The following is a 20,759-nucleotide window of genomic DNA, read 5'->3' as shown; positions in this document are numbered from 1 at the left end:
CATGAAAGATAAACTCAAAAACTCGATGTGGATGATCGCCGAAAAGATCATCGCGGTCTTCGGCCTGATTTTCGTCACCTCGTTTGTGGCGAAATATGTCGGCCCGACCACCTTCGGCATTATTTCCATTTCGCTGCTGGTGTTTCAGTTTTTGCAGACCGTGGCCTATATGGGCAGCGATGTTATCCTGCTGAAACGGCTGTCTCAGAATAAGGCCTCTGGCATCAGGCTGATGATCGCCGCCTCGGTGCTGATCGTCACGCTCTACCTGGCGCTGGCGTCGGTCGGGATGGCGATTATGCACGAAGAGATGAGCTCTCAGGCGCAGATCTTTATTATCGCCGCGGCCATCGCCTGCCTCTTTTCCGCCATCGACCTGGTGAACGTATTTAACGAGGCGATGCTGAATGCGAAGCTGAACGTTATCGCCAACGTTATCGGCTTAACCATCAGTTTGACGATACGCTTCGTCATCTCCAGCTGGGGGCTCGATCCCGCCTGGCTGGCGCTGCCGATCGTACTGGCGACCTTTATTCCCTTCGTGATTAAGCTGGCGCTGTTCCGCCGCTACGAAGGCGCGATGCGCATGCCCAAACGTAAACAGCTGAAAGCCTATTCGCGCTATATGCTGGCCTCAGGCGGCACGCTGATCTTCTCGGTGATCGCCGTGGCGCTCTATACGCGCCTTAACCAGTTCAGCGTCAGCTATTTTCTCGGCGTAAAAGAGGCGGGCGTCTTTTCCGTGGCCTTAACCCTCTCCGGCGCTTGGGTCTTTTTGCCCAATGCGCTGCTGGCCTCCTTCTATCCGGCCTTTTTCTCAGAGCGCGATCCGACACGCGCCATCATTAAAATCCAGCAGTTGCATCTGCTGGTGGTGGGCGTTTCGGCACTGGTCATTGCTGCCGTCGCGCTGCTGGCGCCGCCCTTTATTCACTACTTTTACGGCCCGGCCTATCAGGACGCGGTCGCGCCCACGGTCTGGCTCTGCCTGGGGGCAATGTTCGGCCTGCTGAGCAGCGTCATGGATCGCTTTATTATCAAATACAACGGCTACGCCTATCTGGTGAAAAAAACGTTTTTTGTACTGCTGATTTGCCTGGTTTCTTCCGTCGTGCTGGTACCGCTCTATGGGCTCACCGGCGCGGCCTTTAGCGTGATTTTGACCGAGCTGCTCTCTTTTACGCTGTTGAATTACTTTTTTGCCGCTCAACCGATGTTCACTATTCATCGCTCTTTTTTCAGTCCAAAAAAAATATGGTTTTTATTAAACGACGCCAAGACCCTCAGATAGTTAAGAGGAATGAAAAATGATTCCAGCACCAAAGTTCAGCATTATTATTCCCGCGTGGAATGCGCAAAAAACATTGAGAAGAACCTTGATCAGTGTGCTGCAGCAAACCTGCGATGATTATGAAGTGATCGTGGTTAATGACGGCAGCACCGACGGCACCGCCGCGCTGTTGGAGGAGTTTAGCTACCAGCCGACCATCCGCGTTATCAACCAGCCAAACGGCGGCGTCAGCGCGGCGCGCAATCGCGCGCTGAAGCAGGCGCAAGGGGATTTTATTATTTTCCTCGATGCTGATGACTGGGTGGAAGAGACGTTTCTCGCCAGCTTTCAGCAGTCGCTGGATAGCAGCCACGGCCGGCCGGTCGATCTTATCGTCGGCAACCTGGTGGATGACCGCATCGGCAGTATTCGCAAATATGGCTATTTTACGATGCAGGAGATGCCTTATCTGCTGGGCGAGCTGGAGATGAGCGACAATATCGGCTATCTGCACAACAAGTGCTACAGCCGACGGGTGATTGAGGTGAACAATCTCTATTTCCTTGAGGGGATCTCCATGAGCGAGGATCTGCTGTTCAACCTCAAATATTTCTACAACATCAGCAACTGTATGGTCATCGACAGCGCCGCCTATCACTATGAAAACGTGATGGATTCGCTGTCAAAAAAGCGCGTGCAGTACAATGAGCTTAAGGCGCGTAAGCAGTTTCTGACCGGGCTTTACGACACCATCATGAGTAAATATACGCATCGCGATCTCGACCACTTTCTCAAAGGGGTGTCGAAACGGGTGCTGGCGCTGGATATGCAGATTGTGACATCCATGTATTACGATTCCTTTACGCACAACGAAATCTCGCGCGAAATAAACGAGATCAAGCGCGGCAAATATTCGAAAGGAATTTTTATTCTGCTGAACCGCAATGAAAAGCTGAAGTATATCATTATGAATTTCAACAGCTTTGCGGCTTACTACTGCCTTTACGCCCTGTATAAGGCGCGTGCATTTTAATGGATGTATTTCATCCGCTACACATCACCAGGTTTGACGTTTCTGTGGTTTAGCCGCGTTAATCACATCGGACGACCTTTTCAGGTCGCCCGATGCTGAACGGCTGATTACGCCGGGCGCAGCGCGCCGGTTTTAAACACGCTCATCGCCTGCGCCATGCGCTCTGCCTGATCCTGCAGCGCCTGCGACGCGGCGGAGGCTTCCTGTACCAGCGCGGCGTTCTGCTGCGTTACCGCTTCCATCTGGGTAATCGCCATATTGATCTCGCTGATGCCGGTGCTCTGCTCGCTGCTGGCAATGGTGATTTCACTCATAATACCGGCCACGCTCTTCACGCTGTTGACCACCTCGCCGATGGTTGATCCGGCATGGGAAACCAGCTTGCTGCCTTCCTCTGCTTTGGCCACCGAATCTTCAATCAGCAGCTTGATCTCTTTTGCCGCTGACGCCGAGCGCTGCGCCAGATTGCGCACTTCGCTCGCCACCACGGCGAAGCCGCGTCCCTGTTCGCCCGCGCGCGCCGCTTCGACGGCGGCGTTAAGCGAAAGAATGTTGGTCTGGAAGGCGATAGAGTCGATGACGCTGATGATATCGACGATTTTTTTGGACGAGAGCGCAATCGCCTCCATCTTCTCAATCACCTGTTCCATCACCATGCCGCCTTCGCGCGCTACCGCTGAGGTGCTCGCCACCAGCTGATTGGCTTCGCGCGCGTTGTCGGCGTTGTGCTTCACGGTTGAGGTCATCTGCTCCATCGCCGAGGCGGTCTCCTCCAGCGAGCTGGCCTGCTGCTCGGTGCGGGTGGAGAGGTCCAGGTTACCGCTGGAGATCTGATTCGAGGCGACGGCGATGGTGTCGGAGCCGGTGCGCACTTCGGTCACAATGCTCAGCAGGTTGTCGTTCATCTGCTGCAGCGCGCGCATTAGCACGCCGGTTTCGTCGCGGCTGTGGATGGTGATTTTCGAGCCCAGATCGCCGGCGGCGACGCGTTCGGCGACGCCGACCGCTTCGGTCAACGGACGCACGATGGAGCGCGTCAGATAGACGCCCAGCAGGATAGAGGCGATAATCGCCAGCGCGGCGCACACCAGCGTAATCATAATTGCCGTGCTGGCGGCGCTGACAATGCTCTGGCCTTCGCCACGCAGCTGTGAATCCTGCGAGTTGGCGAATTTCTCCGCGCCCTCAAGGAAGGCATTCTGGCTTGGCGTCATGGTTTTCAGCGCGTAGACGCCGGCCCCTTCAAAATCGCCAGCTTTGACCAGCGCAATCAGCGCGTTTTTCGCCGTTTCAAACTGCTGGCCCGCCTCGATCAGCCCCTGTATTTTCTTTTTGCCGACGGCAGTGACCTGGATGGCGGCGATGCGGTTCATCGCGGTGTTGGTGCGCTGGGTCGCTTCATCCAGCTGGCCGTAACGCTTGATGTTCCGGTCAGGATGCGCAGTGTCGATCACCAGACCACGCAGGTATTTAATCTGATCGTTGACGCCGTCGCGCACGTCGAAGGCGAGGCGCACTTTGACATAGCGGTCATCGACGATAGCGGAAATGCCGCTGTTGATGCTCTGAATTTTGCTGACGGTCGTCACGCCGATGATCACCATCAGCGCCACCACAATGCCGAAGGCGACGCCGAGCCGGACGCCGACCTTCATATTTTTTAGACTCCACATCTCTGTTCTCCCGCGATTACATCAAATGTTGCTGCTGCAATAGTTAAGTTTTTTAACGCCTGTGCGTGACCAGCCCAGGCCGCCCAATAACGGTTAAAAATGAGAGCTGGCGCACAGGTTATCGGATGTTTCTGTTTTGACTTTAATTTTTTCCAGGCAATTTCTGCCTGCCTGAACGACGCAAGGGGGGAGCTGAACGGCAACCATAAGCTGCGAAGGCGGCACGCTACGATCAGATTAACCAGGCTAAGCAATTGAATAACGGCGGTTAGCGAGCAGATGAGCAGGGCGGCAAGAGGAGAAGGCAACCGCGGCAGAAGAGGCGATAAGCGGGCAGCAGAAAAGGAACACGCGACGTTGCGTCGCGTGTTGCGGGCGCATCAGGGGGCTTTTTCCAGCACGCTGTGGATCACGGAGGAGAGCTCGTTGATTTCGAATTTAGCGACGTAGCCGTCGGCGCCGACCTTGCGCACATGATCTTCGTTGGCGCTGCCGGAAAGCGAAGAGTGGATCACCACCGGAATACGCTTCAGGCTCTCTTCGCGCTTGATATTGCGCGTGAGGGTAAAACCGTCCATCTCCGGCATTTCGAGATCGGTCAGCACCAGCGCGATTTTGTCGTGGATCGACTCGCCCGCCGCCTGCGCAGCGTCGTTCATCTCTTTGATCTTCAGCCAGGCTTCAAGCCCGGTGTTGTGCATCAGCGCCGGGATGCCCATGCTCTTCAGGCCCTGCTCCAGCAGCTGACGCGCCACTTTAGAATCTTCCGCCACGATGGCGACCGCGCCGGGCTTGAGTTTAAAGCTGCGTACGGTCTCCGGGGCTGGCTCGACGCCGCGTACCGACGGGATAACGTCATAGAGGATCTGCTCGACGTCGAGCACCATGGCCAGGCTGTTGCTGCCTTTATCGTCGTCGAGACAGGCGATGCTGGTGATATTGCGGCCGCCAATCCCTTTCTCGGCGGTATGTACCTGGCTCCAGTCGAGACGCACGATGTTATCTACCGACTCCACGGCGAAGGCCTGGGTGTTACGTGCATACTCGGTAACCAGCAGCAGGTTCAGGCCAGTTTCCGGCGTGCAGCCCGCGACCGCTGGCAGATCGATTACCGGGATAAACTGGCCGCGAATGTTGGTCATGCCCAGCAGCGGCGAGCGCATGCCGGCCGCACGAGTGATCGGCTGCATCGGCACGATCTCCCGCAGCTTAAAGACGTTAATGCCGAACAGCTCCGACTTACCCTTGGCCTGATCGGTGCCCAGACGGAACAGCAGCAGTTCAAAGCGATTTGATAACGCCAGATTTGCTCTTTCATCTATCTCTTTTTGAAAATTATCCATCGTTGCTCTGCCTTGCTGCCGCCTGTGACGCAGCCTGAGTGAATGATAAAAGCTTTATCGGCACGACTGGCTAAAAAATGAGAGGCAGATGCGCAAATTTGATCGCGCGCGCAGTTAGCCATACTTGTGCCAGGCTTAGTGGGTAACAACGGAAAAATTTCACTAAAGGAGCGCACCATGAAAAAAGTCATGACGTTTACGCTGCTGGCCCTGTTGAGTCTGCCAGCGCTGGCTGAGAAGGGCGGTTTTGAAGCGGGCGCGACCCCGCCGCCGCAGAAAAAACAGGATGCAGGCTATAAAGGGTCAGAGGATACCGGCCAGACCCATATCAATCAGATCCGCGATTTTCGTCAGGACGGTTACGTTACGCTTGAAGGTTATATTCTGAAGAAGCTGCAGGGCGATAACTACCAGTTCCGCGACAGCACTGGCACTATCACCATTATTGCGCCGGAGAAAACCTTCGGCGGCAAAACCTATAAAGCGGACGAGCAGGTGCGCGTCAGCGGCCGCGTCCACGGCAAAGGCGAGAAAACGGTACTGCACGTCACGCAGATCGACGAGCCGTAAGCGTCAGAACGGCGTTTAAGGCATGATGGTCGGCGCGGGCGAGATCGCGGCCCGCGTCGTTTCAGCGTGGATCTTAATCCTGCAGCAGAATCGCCCGCACGCTCTTACCCTTCATTTTCCCCTGCTTCAGCCTGACCAGCGCCGCTTTGGCTTCGCTGGCTGCCACGGCCACATAAGCGTGAGTCGGGGTAATATCGATTTTGCCGATCTGATCGGCGCGGAAGCCCGCGTCGCCGGTCAGTGCGCCGAGAATATCGCCCGGACGGATCTTCGCTTTGCGGCCACCGTCGATGCAGAGCGTCATCATGGCGGCCGGCAGCGGCTGGCGCGCGCCTTTTTTCAGCGTGCTCGCCGCCAGCCAGCGTAGCGGCTGCTGCAGAAAATCTTCCAGCGCATGGGCGCGCGCCATTTCGTCCGCCGCGACAAAGCTCACCGCGCTGCCCTGTTCGCCAGCGCGCCCGGTGCGGCCGATGCGGTGCACATGCACCTCAGGATCCCACGCCAGCTGATAGTTCACCACCATCGCCAGCGCTTTAATATCCAGGCCGCGCGCCGCCACGTCGGTTGCTACCAGTACGCGTCCGCTGCCGTTGGCGAAGCGGATCAGCACGCGTTCGCGATCGCGCTGCTCCAGATCGCCATGCAGCGCCAGCGCGCTGATATTCTGCTGATTGAGCGCGGCGGCGATATCGTCGCACTCGCGTTTGGTGTTGCAGAACACCACGCACGAGGCTGGCTGACGCTGCGCCAGCAGCGCCTGCAGCAGCGGCAGCTTTTCGCTCTGGCTCGCTTCGATAAATTCCTGTTCAATGGCGGGCAGCTCGCTCACCTCTTCGGTGGCAACATGCAGCGCGTCGCGCTGAAAGCGCGCGCTGAGGGAGGCGATGCTCTCCGGCCAGGTCGCCGAGAAGAGCAGCGTCTGGCGGCTGGCGGGCGTAAGCGCAGCCACCGCCTCCATATCGTCGCGGAAGCCCATCTCCAGCATGCGATCCGCCTCGTCAAGGACCAGCGTATCGAGCTGGTCGAGCTTCAGCGTTTCGCGCTTCAGGTGATCGAGAATACGGCCTGGCGTACCGACCACGATGTGGGGCGCATGCGCCAGCGAGTCGCGCTGTGCGCTGATAGGCTGGCCGCCACACAGGGTGAGGATCTTAATATTGCGGGTAAAACGCGCCAGCTGACGCAGCACGTTGCTGACCTGATCCGCCAGCTCGCGCGTCGGGCAGAGCACCAGCGCCTGGGTAGCGTAGCGGCTGCTGTCGATATGCTGCAGCAGGCCAATGCCGAACGCCGCCGTTTTGCCGCTGCCGGTTTTAGCCTGCGCCCGCACGTCGCGTCGCGCCAGGATAGCGGGCAGCGTGGCGGCCTGAACAGGGGTCATCTCGGTGTAGCCCATGTCAGCCAGATTGGCGATCTGGCTGGCGGGAAGAGCGGTAAGGGTAGTAAATGCGGTCACGGGCGGCCTCGGCGGCAAAAGGTGGTCGAAAAATAGCGCGGCAAGTCTGGCAGAATGTGCGGCGCACGGCAACCGGCGAAAAGGATAACCTGCATAACTGCTTCGCTCCGCAGGCGTTTAGGAATAACCCGAAGATGGGTGAGAATGGATGTTATCTTCTAATGATTTTTGCCAGCGGCAGGCTATTTGTGCATATCGTGTGGCATTTCAAGGCCAGTAAAAACTTTATAACTGCTCGACCGAGCAAGTTAATTTCTTTTTGTATCAGACAATTCCCTTTTTTATACTCCAGCAAAAGAATTAATCATTAAATAAAGTCACCAATGCGGCCGATAAAATAATCACTGCAATTGCTTTATATTTAGCGCGCCATACTTTTATTACAACGACAGTTTGAGGGTTCTCCATTGAGTAATATTGCCCAGGGATCGCATGAAGAAGTGCTGAAAATTGTTGGCCGCGCAGTGCTTACGCTGCATGTCCACGGTGAAAGCTTATCTGCTGACAAGGTTGTCTCAATGATCGGCTGCTATGCCGAGAGCGCGGAGCAGCACCAGCAGCAGCTGTTTGCGCTGGCGGTGGAAATGATGACGGCCCAGAAATGGGCGAAGAGCGCCTGACGTCGTCGTCTCCGTTGAACCAAGCCTCCAGTCGGAGGCTTTTTTTATGCCTGTCGTTTGCTCAATTTACTTAATTGGTCCTACCAATCCCCGCCTGCTTTTTAGCATCAGTCACAGAAGCGGAAAAATCACGCCCTGAAGGTTGTCTGTGGTTAACAAAAGATTAACCATCTGAACTCTTATTGACGCGCTGCGTGCCTTTGGTCCGACCAAAAAGGCGCGCCGTTTTAGGATGACGCCATGAGGGAATCGACATCGACAGCCGCAGAGCATCTTGTGGTGCGGCTGCGGCGCTATATCGAACAGCAAAAGCTGGCGCCGGGTATGAGGCTGCCCGCTGAACGCCAGCTTGCCGCTGAGCTGGGCGTATCGCGATCGTCGCTGCGCGAAGCGCTACAGCAGCTGATTAGCAGCGGCCTGCTGATTAGCCGTCGCGGCGGCGGTACCTGGCTGCGTCAGCCGCTGGCGCCCTGGGCGGAAGAGCGTATCGTCGCGCCGGTGCGCGCGCTGCTGCAGGACGACCCCGACTATCGCTACGATATTCTTGAAGCGCGCCACGCCATCGAGGCGAGCACCGCCTGGTATGCCGCGCAGCGCGCCACCGACGCGGATAAGGAGCGGCTGCGGCTCGCTTTTGACGCCACGCTGAAGCTGAAAGAGAGCGACGATCCTGACCTCGCCGCGCAGGCCGACGTGCGCTTTCACCTCGCTATCGCTGAAGCGTCGCACAATGTGGTGCTGCTGCAGACCATGCGCGGCTTCTTTGCGCTGCTGCAATCCTCGGTGCTGCAAAGCCGCCAGCGCCTGTACAGCCAGCCGCCGATTTTCGCCCGCCTCACCGAACAGCATCAGCGCCTGCTCGACGCCATCCTCGCCGGCGAGGCCGAGGCGGCGCGCCGGGCGGCGATGGATCACCTCGGCTTCGTCCACGCCACCCTGAAAAGCCTGCATGAAGATGAAGCGCGCCAGGCGCGCAGCACGCGTCTGCCAGGCAACGACACTTTCTAACTGCAAGGAAACTGACCTGTGATTATCTCCGCCGCTTCCGATTATCGCGCCGCCGCGCAGCGCATTCTGCCGCCGTTTCTTTTCCACTACATCGACGGGGGCGCCTATAACGAGCGCACGCTGCAGCGTAACGTCGAGGATTTGGCCGACGTGGCGCTGCGCCAGCGCGTGCTGAAGAATATGTCCGATCTCAGTCTGGAAACTCGCCTCTTTAACGAAACCCTGGCGATGCCGGTGGCGCTGGCGCCGGTCGGGCTTTGCGGCATGTACGCGCGCCGCGGCGAGGTGCAGGCGGCGCGCGCCGCGGCGCTGAAAGGCATTCCTTTTACCCTGTCGACGGTCTCGGTCTGTCCGATCGAGGAGGTGGCGCCCGCCATCAACCGCCCGATGTGGTTCCAGCTCTACGTGCTGCGCGACCGCGGCTTTATGCGCAACGCGCTGGAGCGCGCCAAAGCCGCCGGCTGCTCGACGCTGGTGTTTACCGTGGATATGCCGACGCCCGGCGCGCGCTATCGCGATGCGCACTCCGGCATGAGCGGGCAGCACGCCGCGCTGCGCCGCTACTGGCAGGCGGCGACGCACCCGCAGTGGGCGTGGGACGTCGGCCTGCACGGCCGTCCGCACGATCTCGGCAATATTTCGACCTATCTCGGTAAGCCGACCGGGCTGGAGGATTATATCGGCTGGCTGGCCAATAACTTCGACCCCTCTATTTCCTGGCGCGATCTGGAGTGGATCCGCGAATTCTGGGACGGCCCGATGGTGATCAAAGGCATTCTCGATCCTGAAGACGCGCGCGATGCCGTACGGTTCGGCGCGGACGGCATCGTGGTGTCAAACCACGGCGGCCGCCAGCTGGACGGCGTGCTCTCTTCGGCGCGCGCGCTGCCTGCTATCGCCGACGCGGTGAAGGGCGATATCACTATTCTTGCCGACAGCGGCATCCGCAACGGGCTGGACGTGGTGCGCATGATCGCGCTCGGTGCCGACAGCGTGCTGCTGGGGCGCGCCTGGCTTTACGCGCTGGCGACGCACGGTCAGCGCGGCGTGGAAAACCTGCTTTCGCTGGTGGAGAAAGAGATGCGCGTGGCGATGACCCTGACCGGGGCGAAATCGATCGCCGGGATCACGCGCGACGCCCTGGTGGATGCCGGCGCGGCGCTCACTCACGCAGCCGTCGCGCCGCGTCCGCGTGCCGTTAGCTGAAGCTTGTCTATACTTACTCACTCTTCATCAACAGGAGGAATGACATGACTATTCACAAGAAAGGATCGGCGCACTGGGAAGGCGATATTAAAGGCAAAGGCACCATCAGCACCGAAAGCGGCGTGCTGAGCCAGACGCCTTACGGTTTCAACACCCGCTTCGAAGGGGAGAAGGGCACCAACCCGGAAGAGCTGATCGGCGCGGCGCACGCCGCCTGTTTCTCCATGGCGCTGTCGCTGATGCTGGGCAATGCTGGCCATAAGCCGCAGAGCATCGATACCACGGCTGACGTCTCGCTGGATAAAAAAGGCGAAGGCTTCGCCATCACTAAAGTGGCGCTGAACAGCACCATCAGCCTGCCGGGCATCGACAGCGCGGCGTTTGATGAAATTATCCAAAAGGCGAAAGCGGGCTGCCCGGTCTCGCAGGTGCTGAATGCTGAGATCACCCTCGATTATACCCTGAATAATTGATCCAGCAGGTCGCCCTCAATCGGCGACCGCGCTATGCTGACTGTCTCAGGTTCTGATGAACCGCAATGGATGCGCCCTGGGGCGCATCTTTTCTTTTTGCGGAAGGAGAAGAGGCGTGGCGAAATATCTGCCGGCAAAAAAACACTGGAAAATGGTGCTGGTGCTGCTTTCTATTTGCGGCGGGTTAATGCTGATCCGCTGGGCGGCGATGATATGGGCCTGAAGGCGTGGATCTGCCGTCACAGGCTGGGCATATTAGTGATGATAGTGCTGGCGCTGGAGCTGATTCACTTTCTGTTGACCTCATCCTGGCTGCCCTGGGTCTCCCGCTAAGCCGCGTCACACATATTCACGCTCTTCCTGCTCGCGCCGTTTAGCGCGCACGTCGCTGCGGGCGATGCGATACGCCTTGCCGGGATCGCCCGCGACGAACTCAAAGGTCGGCGAATAGTAAAACGGCAGCCAGCCGCCGAAGCCGCTTTCCCACTCCCAGCGCACCGGGCAGGGCCAGATAATGCCGTCATACAAAATGTAATAAACCCAGCGTCCAGTCGGACGACGGGGGCGTGGTGTTTTCATGGGGATCACAACGATAATAGGTTAAAACAGCTTATATTTTGAACGCTGTTGCCGCAGGCTGCAACGTTAAACCGCTTCTTTTTTCATCACGCCCTTCAGCGGCCTTAATTAACGATGCACTTCGCCGCACAGCAGGACCACGCCAGGACGCACTTTATGGATGCGATCCGCCATGGTTTCACAGGCCGCTTTGGTCGGGTAAATGCGCTCCGACACCGGCAGGGCATCGCAGGCATCATGGCCGCAGGCGCTCACTAACAACACAAATCCAATCAACATGGCTCGACTCCTTTACACGGTCTCGTTGGTACGGACTGTGATGCTTAGATTCCTTTTTTACGATCCAGTATAGACAAAGGTGACCGCGCGGCATTATCAGCCTGAGCGGTATGGCGTCTCAGGAGAAAAACCAGGCGGGCAGCAGGGCGATAAGGTTGTTGAAGGTATGCAGGAAGATCGGCAAGGCCAGGCTGTTACTGCGCAGGCGCGCATAGCAGAGCAGCAGGGAAAAGAGCGTCAGCGCCACCAGGGTCTCCCAGTGCACATACTGAGTATGCATCGCCGCAAACAGCAGCGACGTCAGTAGCATGCAGGCGAAGCGGCTGCGCGGCGCCCACAGCAGGAATCCCTGCAGCAGAAAGCCGCGAAACAGCACCTCCTCGAACACCGGCGCCAGCAGCACGGCGGTCAGCAGCAGGATCAGCATCGAATTGCGGCCCTGCTGCGCCTGCTCGACCAGCCAGCCTTCAGGCTGCAAAAACTGCGTCTGGGCCGCCATTAGCGCAAACAGCCCCAGGATAAACAGCAGCGTTTGACGGATGCGCAGCTCGCCCAGCGGCAGATCGCTGCGGCGCTGGCAATAAAAGCGGTAAAGCGGGTAGATCACGGCAAATTCAAACAGGCAGAGCACCGGCACCAGAAGACCGTCGTTACGCAGCACGCCGTAGTTGGGAAACAGCGTAATCAGCATCGTCACGAGGTAATAAACCACAAAGCTGCCGACGTAGAACAGCGTCAACGTCACTCTGTCGGGATTGGTGTTCATAGGCAACCCAGCCACTGGAGGAAAGCGCATAGTAGCAACGCGCCCGATCCCTGTCGAGGGAGGCGCGCGCACAAACTCACCGCAGTAAATTGCTGCCTCAGGCTAAAACCGCGACGCCGCACGCCGATAACCGATTAAACCTGTATGGGCCTGCGACGTCAGCCGTCGACGCGCTGTTGCCCGCGTCTCTTTTATCGCTTTGCTGTGAGCGCCCCTGATGACTTTTGACATACCGAAATCGCCGTCGCGCCGCTCTGTGTCGGCGGCAGAAGATCGCACGCTGCGCAGCACGCGCCGCAGCCTGCGCATCTTTTCGCGGCTGCTCTTCGGCGTGCTGCTGCTCGTCGTGCTGATGGTGCTCGTTATCGCCCAACGGCAGAACCGCGACGCGACGGATCACGATCGCCAGCGGCTGCGCCAGGCGTGGAACGCCAGGCAGGAGACGATGCTGACCGACGTGCGCGACTACGCTTTCTGGAGCGAAGCGTGGCGCAACCTGCATCTGACGCTAAATAAGCGCTGGGCATGGGATGAGGAGAATATCGGACCGGATCTCTACAACGAGTACCACTACGAAGGGGTATTCGTGGTGGATAATGCGGGCCGCACGCGCTATGCGGTGATTAACGGAAAACTCGCCGATCTGCCGCTGGAGGCCTGGCTCGGCGCACACAGCGCCTCGCTGCTGCGCGACGCGCGCGGGCTGCAGAACGCGGCGCTGGCGCGTAACGCCGTGGTTGAGCGACAGCCCGCCATTGTCGTGGCGGCACCCATCTCAAGGGGCAAAGCGGCGGATCTCTCTGAGCAGTCGGGCGCCCCCTCGGTGCTCGTCTTCGTCAATCTCTTTACGCCAGCTAAATTAGAGGCGCTGGGCAGAATGCTCGACATCCGGGCGCCGCGCGGGACAGCGGACAACGACGCGCCGCAGCGTCCGGGTATGGCGCTGGAGGCGATAGACGGCAGTACCGTGATGCTGCGCTGGCAGCCGAAAATGCCGGGCACGCGCCTGCTGATGCTGCTGCTGCCGATACTGGCGACGGTGGCGCTGCTCACCGGCTGGATTACGCGCCGCGTCAGTCGCTACGCGCTGCATCACGCCCTGCTATCCGATCGCCGTTTTGCCATGCTGGCCCTGAGTCAGCAGGAGCTGGCCAACAGCGAAGCGCGCTTCCGCGACCTGGCGGAAGCGGCTTCAGACTGGATTTGGGAAACCGACGAGCACGGACGGCTGATCTATCTCTCTTCCCGCTTCCATCGCCTGACAGGCCATCAGATTGCCGACTGGACGGGCGAGCATATCGATCGTCTGCTGACGCACTCCAGCCACTCGCTGGTGGCCTGGCTGATGCGTCAGGAGGAGAGCGGATCCTCAGCGCCGCTGCGCTGCCAGTTTATGACCGCGCAGGGCGAACGCCGTATCGGCCATCTGGTGGCGAAAACCATCTGGCACGAGGGGCGTTGCGTCGGCTTTCGCGGCACGGTGTCGGATATCACTCAGGGAATGGAGGCGGAGGCGCGCATTCAGTTTCTGTCACGCCACGACGCGCTGACCGGACTCGCTAACCGCCTTCAGCTACAGGAGTTTTTGACGCGCCATCTGGAGCCGCCGCAGCTGGCGTCGCCTTTAGCGATCGTTAGCCTCGATCTCGACCAGTTCAGGCCGCTGAACGATAACTGGGGGCACGCGGCGGGCGATCAGGTGCTGAATCAGATGGCGCAGCGGCTGCAGCGCGGCGTTGACGCGCACGAGCTGGCAGCGCGGCTGGGCAGCGATGAGTTCGTGCTGGTGCTGCAGGAGGGCGATGCCGAAGTGGTGGCGCACCGCTGCGCCCGGCTGCTGCAGGAGGTGCAGCAACCGATCTACACCGGGCAGCATGCACACTATCTTACCGCCAGCATCGGCATCGCCTGCGCGCCGCAGGATGCCAGCCACCCCGAGGCGCTGCTGCGCATGTCAGATATCGCCCTGAACGAAGCGCGCGCCGCGGGACGCAACCGCTGGGTCTGGTACGCCAATAATATGGCCAGCCAGCGCGAGCATAAGCGCGAGATGGCGAAACGCATCGAGCAGGCGTTGCTAAACGACGAGTTTTGCCTGCATTACCAGCCGCGCTATCAGCTGCAAAACGGCAGGCTGGCGGGAGCAGAGGCGCTGATTCGCTGGCAGCCAGCGGAGGGACCGCCGATTACGCCCGATCGCTTTATTCCGCTGGCGGAGGAGAACGGCCTGATCGTGGCCATCAGCGACTGGGTGCTGGCGCGCGCCTGCTGCGATGCCAGCAGCTGGGGGGCGGATCGCTATGTGTCGGTCAATATTTCGCCGGTAGAGTTTCGCACCAATGATTTGGTGCAGCGCGTCGCGCGGGCGCTGGCGAACAGCGGGCTCCCCGCCACACGGCTGGAGCTGGAGATCACGGAAAACGTGACGTTCGAGCATCCGCAGCAGGCGCTGGAAGTGATGCAGGGGCTGCGCGCGCTCGGCGTCAGGCTGACGGTAGACGACTTCGGCACCGGCTATGCGGCGCTGGGTTATCTGAAGACCTTTCCGTTTAACGGTCTGAAGATCGATCGCTCCTGGATGAAGGATTTTCCAGAGTCACAGCAGGCGGAGTCGGTAGTGGCGGGCATTATCGCGCTGGCGCACGCTTTCGCGCTGACGGTTACGGCGGAAGGGATAGAGACAGAAGCGCAGCTCGACCAGCTAAAACGGCTCTCCTGCGAAGAGGGGCAGGGCTACTTTTTAGGACGCCCCGTGCCGCTGGCGGCCTTTACTGCGCTTCTGGAAACCCCATCTCAGTCAATCAGGGCTTAACGCACTTTGACCGCCACGGCGGTCATCAGAATGGCAAAGCCCACGAAAATTGCCAGTTCCATACGATCCTCCTCAGAAAAGTCCTAATAATTTTAGTGCGCCAGCGTGAGGGTTTTGGTCAGTAAGTGCGATTTATCTGAAAAAAACGGTGCGTGACGGTGCAAACAGAGGGGGGGGACGGCACGCTTTTTTTAGCGCCTGAGGGTGAAGCCAGCGGCACGCCTTTGCTACTCTCTGAGACGCGTTCACCACGTTCATGAGGAGAAAACGTGAAATATTACGGAAAAGCGCTGCTGGCGCTGGGCATGTTCGCCTTAACCGCCTGTCAGTCAGCGAATAAGCCTGATAACACCGCAGCAGACGCAGCAAGCGACACCTGCGGCGCTTCGCAGTATCAGAGCTACGTCGGCAAGCCGATTAGCGCCGCCAGCAGCCTGCGTCTGGAGACGCCGATGCGCGCCATTCGCTGGAACAGCGCGGTCACGATGGACTTTAATCTGCACCGTCTTAACTTCCTGGCGGACAAAAACGACGTTATTAGTCAGGTCTACTGCGGCTAAAGCGTCATAAAAAAAGCGTCGCATTGTCATGTGCTGGTCATTAATGGAGTCGAGGATAGATCCCGGATAACAGAGATTTCCTCGTCACTCTCAATATGCAATGCTCGTCTTGTTTATTCCCGCTTCGGCGGGAATTTTTTTCTTATTCCGACGAACCGGTTTCCATTAATTGCGCCAGCAGTTGACGATAATTTTCCAGACGGCGCGCGTCGCCTTCCACCTCCAGCCGCTCAATAACCCGCGCGATCACCGCTTTATTGGTGGCGGGCTCGCCAGCTTCCATTAGCTCGCGCAGGATCACCGCCAGCAGATCGGACTCCTGCGGGGCGCTCCAGGCGGGGCTGTTGAAATAGTCCACAATCGCACGACTGGCACTGTTTTGAACTCTCATATTCACCTCCGCTAAGGCGACGGCGCGTCTGTCACGACCTGCGCAGCGCAGCGTGATAGTCAACGTGATAGGTAACTGTGGACCTCGCCGCGACGGGAAGTGGCGGAGGCGTTAGCGCAGCCGGAAAGCCGCACCTGCGCCAGAGAAACTGGCGTTTTTTTAAACATACAACCGACATCTTAACTTGTCAGTAACAGGCTGACATATTTTTTCATCTCTGCTGACATTCAGCCAGCGACGCCATCGACATTCACTGCAAAAAAGCACTAACAGCTTATATACGGCAGTGAAAAAGGCCTGACGCAGCAAAAAACGGTTTTTTTTCTTTTCGTGCCATCATTTGTTGCTCAGCGACAGAGCGCCGTTGATAGACTGTGATCTCCCTCTGTCAGCGCCCGTTTGCTCATGCCACGCACAATTGAATCCTGGAAAATTAATCTTATCTCGGTCTGGTTCGGCTGTTTTTTCACCGGCCTGGCCATCAGTCAGATCATTCCTTTTCTGCCGCTCTATATCGAACAGCTCGGCATCAAAGATGGCGATGCGCTTAGCCTCTGGTCAGGCCTTACCTTCAGCATTACCTTTGTGATCTCGGCCGCCGTCGCGCCGCTGTGGGGCAGTCTCGCCGACCGCAAAGGACGCAAGCTGATGCTGCTGCGCGCGGCGTTCGGCATGGGCGTGGTGATCCTGCTGCAGGCCTTCGTTACCCAGGCCTGGCAACTGCTGCTGCTGCGCGCGCTGATGGGGCTGACCTCGGGCTATATTCCCAACGCCATGGCGCTGGTGGCTGCGCAGGTGCCGCGCGACCGCAGCGGCTGGGCGCTGAGTTGCGTCTCGACCGGCCAGATCGGCGGGGTGATCCTGGGGCCCATGCTGGGCGGGCTGCTGGCGGACTGGGTCGGCCTGCGCATGGTCTTTATCGTTACCGCCGCGCTGCTGCTGGTGAGTTTCCTGGTGACGCTGTTTCTGATTAAAGAGACCGGCTATACGCCGGTGAGTAAAAAGGAGAAGCTGAGCGGGCGCGAGGTATTCGCTTCGCTCGACAATCCCAGGCTGATGCTCTGTATGTTTGTCACTACCATGGTGATCCAGATGTGCAACGGCTCGGTTAACCCGATTTTGACGCTGTTCGTGCGCGAGCTGGCGCCGACCGCCGAGAACATCGCCTTTCTCAGCGGGGTGATTGCCGCGCTGCCAGGCATCTCGGCGCTGATCGCCGCGCCGCGCCTGGGCAGGCTGGGCGACCGTATCGGCACCCAGCGGATTCTGCTGGCAACCATGGTGGTGTCGCTGCTGCTGCTGATCGCCATGTCTTTTGTCACCAGCGCCACCCAGCTCGGCGTGCTGCGCTTCCTGCTCGGCTTTGCCGACGGCGCGATGATGCCAGCGGTGCAAACGCTGCTGGTGCGCCACTCGCGCGACAACATTACCGGCCGTATCTTCGGCTACAACCAGTCCTTTATGTATCTCGGCAACGTCGCCGGTCCGCTGCTCGGCGCGGCGGTGTCGGCGCTGACCGGCTACCGCTGGGTCTTCTTCGCCACCGCGCTGGTGGTGCTGGTTAACGTGCTGCTGCTGAAGCGCTTTTATCGCCGTCCGCGTACGGTGCTGGAGTCGAAGGGGAAAAGCGCAGCGCATAGCGCCAGCGACGCTGCGTCAACAGAAACTCGGCGCTGACGCTCGGGCTCCAGGAGTCATCGCCGCCCACGCCCATATGCGCAGCGTCCAGATGCAGCCAGCATCCCGCCTCCGCGCGCAGCAGATGGCGGTGCGACGCCTCGCGCAGCTGCTCAAGGCTGTAGCGGCTCAGCGAGAAGCTGAAATCGCCGCTGACGCGCCAGCCTTCAGCTTCCAGCCAGCGCGTGCCGCCGCGCAGGCCGTTTTCACTCGGAAAGACGTAAGGGGTATGCAGCGCGTCGAGCGGCAGCTGCCAGCGCGAGAACTGCGCCGCCAGCTGGCGGTCCGGATAGTTTTCATGGGGGCCCAGCCCCAGCCAGCCAACCTGCTGCGGCGTGACGGCGAGCTGGCAGCGCAGGCCGATGCGTGCCGGTGCGGGCGCGTCGGCGGCCTGTTCCACCTCAGCCTCCAGATGCATGTCGCCCTGCGCGTCAAACCGGTAGCGTTTGTGGCTGAGAAAGGCGAGCCGACCCTGAGCGTACCAGCCGTGCAGTACGCTGATCTGCACCGCGTCCGACAGCGTCGAAGCCTCTGTCCGCTCCAGACGGCAGCTCATGGCGTCATAGCCGGCCGCTTTCCAGCGCTCCGACCAGGCGTTTGGATCGATGCGCTCCGCTTCGCTGGTGCCGATATCATTATCAAGCGGCGCGCGGATAAAGCAGTCCTGCAGCGGCGACAGCAGCCTTGCCTGTTCATCGACCAGCCACTGCGTCAGCTCGCCGCTGCTGCGGTTAAACTGCCAGCGCTGGTTGCGGTGCGTAACCACGATAGCCGTCTCCTCCATGCTGAGCGTCGGCGCGTCCCCCGAACCCGGCTGCGGCGGCAGCGCCAGCGCGGCAGGCAGCGGCCACTGATGCCAGGCGACGCGCCAGTCGGCGTCAGACCAGGCGGTGGCGGCGCGCTGGTGTACGGCGACGTTTAGCCAGCACACGCCGGTAAGCGCCGCTATCGGCGGAAGGCAGATGCGCTGCGTTCCCTGGGGCGCGATATCCAGCGCGGTTTCGCCCTGCGCCACCACCTCGCCCTGCTGCTCGACGCGCCATCGCAGCACCTCGTTATCGCTGCGGCGAAACAGGAAGTCGCTGCTGACGGTAAAGCTAAAGGGATCGTTGGCGTCCGGCGTGAAGTGAAAGAACTGCTGCGCGCGCTGCGCTTCAAACAGCGCCGGGTGCGGCGTGCGGTCGGCGAACACCAGGCCGTTCATGCAGAACTGGCGGTCGTTAGGCTTATCGCCGAAGTCGCCGCCGTACGCCTGCCAGGGCTGGCCGTTTTCATCGTAGCGCGTCAGGCTCTGGTCGACCCAGTCCCAGACGAAGCCGCCCTGCAGGCGCGGAAACTGACGAAACGCCTGCCAGTATTTTGCAAAGCCGCCGAGGCTGTTGCCCATGGCGTGCGCATACTCGCACAGGATCAGCGGCCGGTTTTCGCCCGGCAGGCCGATCCATTTTTTCAGCGACCATTTCGGCACGGCGGGGAAGGGCTGGTCTTCATCGACGCGCGCGTACATCGGGCAGAGAATATCGGTCGCCGCGCTGTTGGCGCCGCCGCCTTCATACTGCACGGGGCGCGTCGGATCGGCGCTTTTCACCCAGCGATAGAGCGCGTCGTGCGTGCTGCCGTGCCCCGATTCATTGCCCAACGACCAGATAATAATGCTGCAGTGGTTGCGGTCGCGCTGCACCATGCGCGTAACGCGTTCGCTAAAAGCGGCAAACCAGCGCGGGTCGTCCGCCAGGCGGCTCATCGGCTGCATGCCGTGGGTTTCGATATTGGCTTCGTCAACCACGTAGAGGCCGTAGCGGTCGCACAGCCGATACCAGAGCGGATGGTTGGGGTAGTGCGAACAGCGCACCGCGTTGAAGTTATGCTGCTTCATCAGTTCGATGTCGCGCCGCATTGTCTCTTCATCCACCACCTGGCCCCTCTCCGGGTGATGTTCGTGGCGGTTGACGCCGCGTATCAGCAGCGGCTGGCCGTTCAGGCAGAGCAGGCCGTTTTCGATGGCGACGCGGCGAAAGCCGACATCGTACGCCTCGACCTCGACTGTTTCACCCTGCGCGTCCAGCAGCGCCAGCGTGGCGCGATAAAGCGCTGGCGTTTCGGCGCTCCACAGCGCGGGCGCCTCAACGCGCAGGCGCAGCTCGGCGCGATCGCCATAGTGGCCGCGCTCGTCGATAATTGCGCTGCCCAGCGGCTGCTCAATGGCGCCCGTCTGTTTGCCTTCTCGCCACAGCGTCAGCCGCAAACGCAGCGCCGCGTCCTGCGCGGTGACGCGCACCCGCGCCACCAGATCCGCGCTGCGGTATTCCGGGCTCAGCAGCGTCTCCAGCTGGACATCCGCCAGGTGCGGCGTCGGCTTATGCAGCAGCGAGACGTCGCGGAAAATGCCACTCATGCGCCACATATCCTGGTCCTCCAGCCAGGTGCCGTCGCTCCAGCGCAGCACCATCACCGCCAGGCGATTCGCGCCGGGCAGCAGCGCTGCGCTCAGGTCGAATTCGGCGGGCAGACGGCTATCCTGGGAGTAACCGATAAACTGGCCGTTGCACCACAGGTAAAAGGCGGAGCTGACGCCGTCGAAGATTACGCGCGTCTGTCCAGTTTCAGGCCAGCTGTCATCAAGGGTGAATGTGAGCGAGTAGCATCCGGTGGGGTTCGCTTCCGGCACGCAGGGTGGCGTCGCCACAATGGGATACTGGACGTTGGTATAAATGGGCGCGTCATAGCCGTGCATCTGCCAGTTGGCGGGTACCGGCAGCGTGGCGGCGTTGGGCAGATCCTGCTGCAGCCAGCTTTCCGGCACCGCTTCAGGACGGTTAAAATAGCTGAAATTCCACGCGCCGTTCAGGCTGCGCAGTGCGGCAGAGGGCTGCTCGTCGCGCGCAGCCTCTTCGCTGCGCCAGCTGGCGAAGGGCGGATGAGCGTCAAGGCGATGCAGGCTGGTGACGACCGGATTCTCCCAGTCGCGGCGAGCAAGCAGTTGACGCAGCGAAATTGGTGGCGTTGACATAGCACTTTCCTCAAAATGTATTACGCTCACAAT

The 20,759-nt window shown here is 59.8% G+C and carries 18 protein-coding genes and 1 pseudogene; 11 read left to right on the top strand and 8 right to left on the bottom strand.

What is annotated here, in order from left to right:
• Position 1 precedes the first annotated feature (1 nt).
• Together Q9R34_RS02075 and Q9R34_RS02070 are read left to right on the top strand one after the other, a co-directional pair.
• Entirely contained in the window at positions 2 to 1,291 is a 1,290-nt protein-coding gene (locus Q9R34_RS02075) for an oligosaccharide flippase family protein (RefSeq protein ID WP_485892201.1), read from the top strand.
• A 16-nt stretch (positions 1,292 to 1,307) separates the two neighbouring features.
• Positions 1,308 to 2,303 carry a glycosyltransferase family 2 protein gene (locus tag Q9R34_RS02070; RefSeq protein ID WP_485892200.1) on the top strand — a complete coding sequence of 332 codons (996 nt, stop codon included), beginning with the start codon at positions 1,308 to 1,310 and terminating at the stop codon, positions 2,301 to 2,303.
• Between the two features lie 107 nt (positions 2,304 to 2,410).
• Here the strand turns inward: Q9R34_RS02070 and Q9R34_RS02065 are convergent, their stop codons facing one another.
• Both Q9R34_RS02065 and Q9R34_RS02060 read right to left on the bottom strand, forming a co-directional pair.
• Positions 2,411 to 3,976, bottom strand: a complete 1,566-nt coding sequence (locus Q9R34_RS02065) for a methyl-accepting chemotaxis protein (RefSeq protein WP_485892199.1) — start codon at positions 3,974 to 3,976, stop codon at positions 2,411 to 2,413.
• A gap of 380 nt (positions 3,977 to 4,356) precedes the next feature.
• Complete coding sequence (locus Q9R34_RS02060) at positions 4,357 to 5,319, bottom strand: chemotaxis protein (RefSeq protein WP_434124084.1); 963 nt, start codon at positions 5,317 to 5,319, stop codon at positions 4,357 to 4,359.
• Between the two features lie 177 nt (positions 5,320 to 5,496).
• On the opposite strand from Q9R34_RS02060, the gene Q9R34_RS02055 reads away from it, so the two are divergent.
• Entirely contained in the window at positions 5,497 to 5,889 is a 393-nt protein-coding gene (locus Q9R34_RS02055; RefSeq protein WP_434124082.1) for a YgiW/YdeI family stress tolerance OB fold protein, read from the top strand.
• A 73-nt stretch (positions 5,890 to 5,962) separates the two neighbouring features.
• On the opposite strand, the gene dbpA is transcribed toward Q9R34_RS02055, so the two are convergent.
• The gene (dbpA, locus tag Q9R34_RS02050; protein WP_434124081.1) at positions 5,963 to 7,345 is read right to left on the bottom strand and encodes an ATP-dependent RNA helicase DbpA; all 1,383 of its coding nucleotides are present in this window, start codon (positions 7,343 to 7,345) and stop codon (positions 5,963 to 5,965) included.
• 407 nt (positions 7,346 to 7,752) lie between these two features.
• On the opposite strand from dbpA, the gene Q9R34_RS02045 reads away from it, so the two are divergent.
• From Q9R34_RS02045 to Q9R34_RS02025, 5 genes and pseudogenes are all read left to right on the top strand, one after another.
• Complete coding sequence (locus tag Q9R34_RS02045; RefSeq protein WP_434124080.1) at positions 7,753 to 7,965, top strand: hypothetical protein; 213 nt, start codon at positions 7,753 to 7,755, stop codon at positions 7,963 to 7,965.
• A gap of 240 nt (positions 7,966 to 8,205) precedes the next feature.
• Positions 8,206 to 8,995: pseudogene (gene lldR, locus Q9R34_RS02040) on the top strand (transcriptional regulator LldR).
• Positions 8,992 to 10,179 (top strand): FMN-dependent L-lactate dehydrogenase LldD, encoded by a 1,188-nt coding sequence (gene lldD, locus Q9R34_RS02035; RefSeq protein WP_434124079.1) that lies wholly within the window; start codon positions 8,992 to 8,994, stop codon positions 10,177 to 10,179. Before lldR ends, lldD begins: the two are co-directional and overlap by 4 nt.
• A gap of 44 nt (positions 10,180 to 10,223) precedes the next feature.
• Positions 10,224 to 10,652 (top strand): OsmC family protein, encoded by a 429-nt coding sequence (locus Q9R34_RS02030; protein ID WP_033752779.1) that lies wholly within the window; start codon positions 10,224 to 10,226, stop codon positions 10,650 to 10,652.
• A 33-nt stretch (positions 10,653 to 10,685) separates the two neighbouring features.
• Positions 10,686 to 10,985 carry a hypothetical protein gene (locus Q9R34_RS02025; protein ID WP_485892197.1) on the top strand — a complete coding sequence of 100 codons (300 nt, stop codon included), beginning with the start codon at positions 10,686 to 10,688 and terminating at the stop codon, positions 10,983 to 10,985.
• Between the two features lie 6 nt (positions 10,986 to 10,991).
• On the opposite strand, the gene Q9R34_RS02020 is transcribed toward Q9R34_RS02025, so the two are convergent.
• The 3 genes from Q9R34_RS02020 to Q9R34_RS02010 form a co-directional block, all read right to left on the bottom strand.
• On the bottom strand, positions 10,992 to 11,231 hold the full coding sequence (locus Q9R34_RS02020; RefSeq protein ID WP_033752778.1) for a hypothetical protein: 240 nt from the start codon (positions 11,229 to 11,231) through the stop codon (positions 10,992 to 10,994).
• Positions 11,232 to 11,339: 108 nt separating this feature from the next.
• Positions 11,340 to 11,510: a hypothetical protein gene (locus Q9R34_RS02015; protein ID WP_094078501.1), complete on the bottom strand. Its 171-nt coding sequence runs from the start codon at positions 11,508 to 11,510 to the stop codon at positions 11,340 to 11,342.
• Between the two features lie 118 nt (positions 11,511 to 11,628).
• Positions 11,629 to 12,276 carry a CPBP family intramembrane glutamic endopeptidase gene (locus tag Q9R34_RS02010; RefSeq protein WP_485892195.1) on the bottom strand — a complete coding sequence of 216 codons (648 nt, stop codon included), beginning with the start codon at positions 12,274 to 12,276 and terminating at the stop codon, positions 11,629 to 11,631.
• A 217-nt stretch (positions 12,277 to 12,493) separates the two neighbouring features.
• Here Q9R34_RS02010 and Q9R34_RS02005 point away from each other — a divergent pair, with 217 nt between their 5' ends.
• Entirely contained in the window at positions 12,494 to 15,088 is a 2,595-nt protein-coding gene (locus Q9R34_RS02005; RefSeq protein WP_485892194.1) for a bifunctional diguanylate cyclase/phosphodiesterase, read from the top strand.
• 269 nt (positions 15,089 to 15,357) lie between these two features.
• On the top strand, positions 15,358 to 15,648 hold the full coding sequence (locus Q9R34_RS02000; RefSeq protein WP_485892193.1) for an I78 family peptidase inhibitor: 291 nt from the start codon (positions 15,358 to 15,360) through the stop codon (positions 15,646 to 15,648).
• Positions 15,649 to 15,790: 142 nt separating this feature from the next.
• Here the strand turns inward: Q9R34_RS02000 and Q9R34_RS01995 are convergent, their stop codons facing one another.
• Positions 15,791 to 16,039 carry a biofilm development regulator YmgB/AriR family protein gene (locus tag Q9R34_RS01995; protein ID WP_033752774.1) on the bottom strand — a complete coding sequence of 83 codons (249 nt, stop codon included), beginning with the start codon at positions 16,037 to 16,039 and terminating at the stop codon, positions 15,791 to 15,793.
• A 405-nt stretch (positions 16,040 to 16,444) separates the two neighbouring features.
• Here Q9R34_RS01995 and Q9R34_RS01990 point away from each other — a divergent pair, with 405 nt between their 5' ends.
• Positions 16,445 to 17,716, top strand: coding sequence for a multidrug efflux MFS transporter (locus Q9R34_RS01990; protein WP_485892192.1), 1,272 nt, complete (start codon positions 16,445 to 16,447; stop codon positions 17,714 to 17,716).
• Here Q9R34_RS01990 and Q9R34_RS01985 read toward each other — a convergent pair.
• Positions 17,601 to 20,726: a beta-galactosidase gene (locus Q9R34_RS01985; RefSeq protein ID WP_485892191.1), complete on the bottom strand. Its 3,126-nt coding sequence runs from the start codon at positions 20,724 to 20,726 to the stop codon at positions 17,601 to 17,603. The two genes, Q9R34_RS01990 and Q9R34_RS01985, sit on opposite strands and share 116 nt — an antisense overlap.
• Positions 20,727 to 20,759 lie beyond the last annotated feature (33 nt).

The organism is Enterobacter sp. BRE11 (genome assembly GCF_031844285.1).
Lineage (GTDB): Bacteria > Pseudomonadota > Gammaproteobacteria > Enterobacterales > Enterobacteriaceae > Pantoea.
Note: the sequence above shows the minus strand (reverse complement) of the source record. Positions and strands in the feature narration are given on the sequence as shown.

Excerpts from the sequence above, each read along its gene's own strand:
- Q9R34_RS02065 (WP_485892199.1), bottom strand. The coding sequence starts at position 3,976 with ATGTGGAGTCTAAAAAATATGAAGGTCGGCGTCCGGCTCGGCGTCGCC.
- Q9R34_RS02060 (WP_434124084.1), bottom strand. The coding sequence starts at position 5,319 with ATGGATAATTTTCAAAAAGAGATAGATGAAAGAGCAAATCTGGCGTTA.
- Q9R34_RS02025 (WP_485892197.1), top strand. The coding sequence starts at position 10,686 with ATGCTGACTGTCTCAGGTTCTGATGAACCGCAATGGATGCGCCCTGGG.
- Q9R34_RS02010 (WP_485892195.1), bottom strand. The coding sequence starts at position 12,276 with ATGAACACCAATCCCGACAGAGTGACGTTGACGCTGTTCTACGTCGGC.
- Q9R34_RS01985 (WP_485892191.1), bottom strand. The coding sequence starts at position 20,726 with ATGTCAACGCCACCAATTTCGCTGCGTCAACTGCTTGCTCGCCGCGAC.
- Q9R34_RS02015 (WP_094078501.1), bottom strand. The coding sequence starts at position 11,510 with ATGTTGATTGGATTTGTGTTGTTAGTGAGCGCCTGCGGCCATGATGCC.
- Q9R34_RS01990 (WP_485892192.1), top strand. The coding sequence starts at position 16,445 with ATGCCACGCACAATTGAATCCTGGAAAATTAATCTTATCTCGGTCTGG.
- Q9R34_RS02030 (WP_033752779.1), top strand. The coding sequence starts at position 10,224 with ATGACTATTCACAAGAAAGGATCGGCGCACTGGGAAGGCGATATTAAA.
- Q9R34_RS01995 (WP_033752774.1), bottom strand. The coding sequence starts at position 16,039 with ATGAGAGTTCAAAACAGTGCCAGTCGTGCGATTGTGGACTATTTCAAC.
- Q9R34_RS02075 (WP_485892201.1), top strand. The coding sequence starts at position 2 with ATGAAAGATAAACTCAAAAACTCGATGTGGATGATCGCCGAAAAGATC.
- Q9R34_RS02005 (WP_485892194.1), top strand. The coding sequence starts at position 12,494 with ATGACTTTTGACATACCGAAATCGCCGTCGCGCCGCTCTGTGTCGGCG.
- Q9R34_RS02055 (WP_434124082.1), top strand. The coding sequence starts at position 5,497 with ATGAAAAAAGTCATGACGTTTACGCTGCTGGCCCTGTTGAGTCTGCCA.
- Q9R34_RS02020 (WP_033752778.1), bottom strand. The coding sequence starts at position 11,231 with ATGAAAACACCACGCCCCCGTCGTCCGACTGGACGCTGGGTTTATTAC.
- Q9R34_RS02070 (WP_485892200.1), top strand. The coding sequence starts at position 1,308 with ATGATTCCAGCACCAAAGTTCAGCATTATTATTCCCGCGTGGAATGCG.